This window comes from Microbacterium sp. (assembly GCF_035277845.1).
In the GTDB taxonomy this organism is placed as follows: Bacteria; Actinomycetota; Actinomycetes; order Actinomycetales; family Microbacteriaceae; genus Microbacterium.
The window spans coordinates 1-4341 of sequence record NZ_DATEJS010000019.1 but is presented as its reverse complement, the minus strand read 5'-3'; the positions used below and the strand labels follow the sequence as shown (position 1 = coordinate 4341).

Here is a 4341-nt window from a genome sequence, read left to right as displayed (position 1 = left end):
TGACGTCGTGCTCTCGAAACGCGAGAACATTCTGGTGGCGCCGCTCGTAGAGCTGGATAATGCGGAGACCAAGAGGAGCGCACTCAACAGGGAGAACCCGAGGTACGTGCCGCTCCCGCTTGACGGTAAGGGGAGATTCGTCGACCTGAACCAGATCACGGCGTACGCGAAAGAGGATATCGCCGGTGCGGTTGCCGCGCCGGGAATCGAGGCAAAGGATGATGCAGCAGTCCGCGCCTTTGGCCTTGCAGTTGGCCGATGGTTCGGGCGGTTCGCGTTCCCCGACGAGGTGCAGCCGTGGCTGGCTCCTATCCAGAAGCAGATCCGCGACAAGTACGAATCACCCAAGTCTGCGCTCGGGCAGGTCCTCCATCGTGTCGCCGAAATACGGGTCGAAGCTGACTCGTGGGCTGATGCCCCGCGCACTCTGACGGTGCACGTGATTGTAGTCGCCGGGTGGATGCCCGTTGTCATCGACCTCGACGCCGGATCCACTGTGGAGCCATCTACATCGCGCCAGGCTCGGCCGCTCGCAGAAGTTGCTACGGATCTGCTTCTCAGCAAGGACGACAACCGAACCGTCGTCCTGTGGGACGAATTCGCCTGGTCACTGGCTGCGCTGTGCACTCCGAAGGGGAGGCAGGCCGACGACCAGACAGTCAAGGGTGCTGTCGCCACGGTGGAGGCGATGCTCTGGACAGACGAGGACTTTCCTCTCGTCCGGTACAGGAAGAGCGAGCAGCTCGACGTCGATTTCCTGTCTGATCCGACGCCCCTTTGACGCACACCGCCATCGTCGACAGCTGAGTGTCGCCCAAACGCGGACAACTTGGTCACGTCGAGGTTCCACCGTCGTGGACATTTCGTGTCCGTCAGCACTGTCCCGTCGGCTCGTGTGCGGACATCTCCGAGCGATCCCTACACGGGGGCTTCGAGTAGGGCCCACGGGTCGTCGCTCGCATGCGGCGAAGAAGGCCATTGCGCCCCGCCGGCTGCATCGGATGTCGGTCGCGGGACAAGCCCGTTACATGTCCGTTTCCGCGCCGCTTTCACGGCGATCCGGTGGCTAGGGTGACGGCTACGCGGAAGGTACATCGAGAGTCCCTCGGTCCCTTCCGCTTTTCGTTGGGCCGGGAGGCCAGCTGCGCAAGGAGGATCACCATGGCGGATGTCGTCCAAGACATTTCGACGAACACGGCCGGTACGGGGTTGCGACGGACGGTCGGGTTCTGGGGGCTGAGCTTCGTGTCGCTCGGCTCGATCATCGGGTCGGGGTGGCTGCTGGGCGCACTGACCGCGGCGTCCATCGCGGGCGGGGGCGGCTCGCTGATCTCCTGGGTGCTCGCCGCGGTCATGCTGATGGTGCTCGCCCTCATCCACGCGGACCTCGGGGCCGCGTACCCGGTCGCGGGCGGCACGTCGCGCTACCCGCACTACGCGTTCGGCGGCTTCGCCGGGTTCACCGCCGGCTGGACCACCTACCTGCAGGCGGTCGCGATCGCGCCACTGGAGGTGGAGGCCTCCCTCAGCTACGTCAATTCGGTCGGGGCGGTGCGCTCGGTCTTCCCTCTGATCAATGCGGACGGCACCCTGACGGGGCGCGGCATCGTGGTCGGCGTCCTCGCGATGGCGCTGTTCGCGTTCATCAACCTCGGCGGTGCGCGGTGGATGTCGGACAGCAACACCGGCATCGTGCTGTGGAAGATCCTGGTGCCGGTGCTCACGATCGTCGCGCTGCTGGCGCTGGACTTCCACCCGGGCAACTTCACCGCGCACGGCGGGTTCGCGCCCTTCGGCTGGCACGGCATCTTCGCCGCACTCCCCGCCGGCGTGGTGTTCGCATTGCAGGGGTTCGAGCAGGCGACGCAGATGGCCGGCGAGTCGGTCAACCCGAAGAAGCACGTCGCCAAGGCGATCATCCTCGCGATGATCGCCGGCGCCGTGATCTACATCGGGCTCGAGGTCGCGTTCGTCGGCGCCCTCAACCCGGCGCAGCTGCTTGCCAACGGCTGGGCGCACCCGATCGGCAAGGGCGACTACGGCCCCTACTACACCCTGGCCATCTCCCTCGGGATCGGCTGGCTCGCGGTCATCCTCATCGTCGACGCCGTCATCTCGCCCGGAGGAACCGGCCTCATCTACGTCGGCACGACCGCACGCATCTCGTACGCCCTCGGCCTGCCGGCGGCCCTCACCCGCACCTCGAAGCGCGGCGTGCCGACCTGGTCGATCATCGTCGCAACGGTGTTCGGGGTGCTCTTCCTGCTGCCGGCACCGAGCTGGCAGCAGCTGGTGAGCGTCATCACCGGGGCCACGGCGATCATGTACGGGCTCGCTCCGGTGGCGCTGGGAGCACTGCGCAAGAAGGATCCGGACCGCGAGCACCCCTACCGCGTGCCGCTGCCCGCGGTGTTCCTGCCCCTCGGCTTCATCTTCGCGAACCTCATCGTGTACTGGGGAACGTTCGCGGTGACATGGAAGCTCGCCATCGGCCTCGTGATCGGGCAGGCGCTCTACATCGTGGCGGGTCTGTTCAAGCACAAGCGCGCCGATCTGACACTCGCCCGGTGGAGTTCCGCGATCTGGATCTGGCTGTGGATGGGCGGCCTGATCGTGATCGGCTGGCTCGGCAACTACGGCGGCACCGGCGCCATCCCCGGCGACTGGGACATCGTCGTGGTCGCGGTGTTCTCGCTCGCGGTCTACTACTACGCGGTCAACACGGGCCAGAAGACGTCGAACATCGTCGCCACGGTCGACGAGGATCTCGCCAGGGGTGCCGGCGAGCCTCTGGAGGCCCCCGCCGGCATCGCCTGAGGTCCTCACGATGAGCCCGCTGGAGATCGTCGTCCTCGTCGGTGGGCTCGTCGTGCTGTCCACCTGGATCGCTCCGCACGCGAGGATCGCCGTCCCGCTCGTGCAGGTGATGCTGGGGGTACTGGCCGGATTCTTCCCCGTGGTGCGGGACATCCACCTCCCGTCCGAGACCGTGCTGGTGCTGTTCCTGCCCGCGCTGCTGTTCTGGGAGGCGGCCACGACGTCGCTCCGCGAGATCAGACGAGACCTCCGCACGATCCTGCCGATGAGCACGCTGCTGGTCGCCGCCACGGCGTTCGGTGTCGCGGGGATCGCGGTCGCATTGGGATTGGGGTGGCCGGCGGCACTGGTGCTCGGTGCCGCGCTCGCCCCGACCGATGCGACCGCGGTCGGCGTGCTGACCCGCTCGCTGCCGCATCGCAACGTGACCCTCCTGCGCGCGGAGAGCCTCGTCAACGACGGCACGGCGCTGGTCATCTACGCGATCACGGTCGGCGTCGCTGTGAGCCACGTCGCGTTCGACGGCTGGCGCATCGTCGGGCTCATCAGCCTCTCCTATCTCGGCGGCGCGGCCGTCGGTGTGACCGTCGGGCTGATCGGCACCGTCGTCCTGCGCCGCCTGCGCGATGCGGCCGCCCACACCACGGCGATGATCTTCATCCCGTTCGCCGCGTTCCTCGCCGCCGAATCCATCGACGCCTCCGGGGTGATCGCGGTGGTCGTCGCGGGGGTGATCCTCAGCCAGACCGGCCCCCGGACCTCCACCCCGCTGTCACGGCAGCAGTCCTCCACGTTCTGGACCCTGACGACGAGGGTCCTCAACGGAGCGCTGTTCGTGCTGATCGGGATCGAGGCGCAGTCCGCCATCCGCGCGGTGCCCGCCGCGGAGATCCCGAGCCTGGTCGCTGTGACCGCGCTCGCCTGGATCGCGATCCTCGTCATCCGGTTCGTCTTCCAGGTGCTGACCGCGTGGATGATCCGGCTCCTCGACCGACGCCCGTCGCAGCGCACGCACCGGATGTCGCATCGCGCCCGCGTCGTCTCGACCGTCGCCGGATTCCGCGGAGCCGTCTCCCTCGCAGTGGCGATCGCCGTGCCGGCGGGCCTCGGCGCACGGTCCGAGATCATCTTCGTCGCCGCCGGCGTGGTGGTCCTGACGATCGTCGTCCAGGGGGTGCTGCTGCCCGTCGTCATCCGGTGGGCGCGCTTCGCCCCGGACACCACGACCGCCGCCGAGCTGGCGGAAGCGAGGCGTGCCGCCACGATCGAGGTCGTCCGGTCCGCACCTGAGCTCGCGACAGCCGTGAACGTCTCGGATGAGGTGCGGGACCGCGTCGTGCTCGAGTATCAGCATCGATTGCAGCAGCTGGGGGCAACTGACGGCAGCAGCGACTACATCGGCATCGCCGAGGACGAGGAGCATGTCAGACTCACCCTCGCGATCCTCGAACGCAAGCGGAGTCTGATGATCCGGCTGCGCGACCAGCACGTCATCAGCGACACGACGCTGCGCATCCTGCAGAC

Annotated in this window: 3 protein-coding genes; all 3 read left to right on the top strand. The window is 67.6% G+C overall.

Going from position 1 to position 4341, the window contains the following annotated elements; genetic code table 11:
• A partial coding sequence (locus tag VJR25_RS00625) for a hypothetical protein (RefSeq protein WP_324111468.1) occupies window positions 1-781 on the top strand: 781 nt, incomplete at its 5' end.
• A gap of 380 nt (window positions 782-1161) precedes the next feature.
• Window positions 1162-2817, top strand: coding sequence for an APC family permease (locus tag VJR25_RS00620; protein ID WP_324111466.1), 1656 nt, complete (start codon window positions 1162-1164; stop codon window positions 2815-2817).
• Between the two features lie 10 nt (window positions 2818-2827).
• Window positions 2828-4341 (top strand): Na+/H+ antiporter (locus VJR25_RS00615; protein ID WP_324111463.1); only part of this gene is annotated, 1514 nt, incomplete at its 3' end.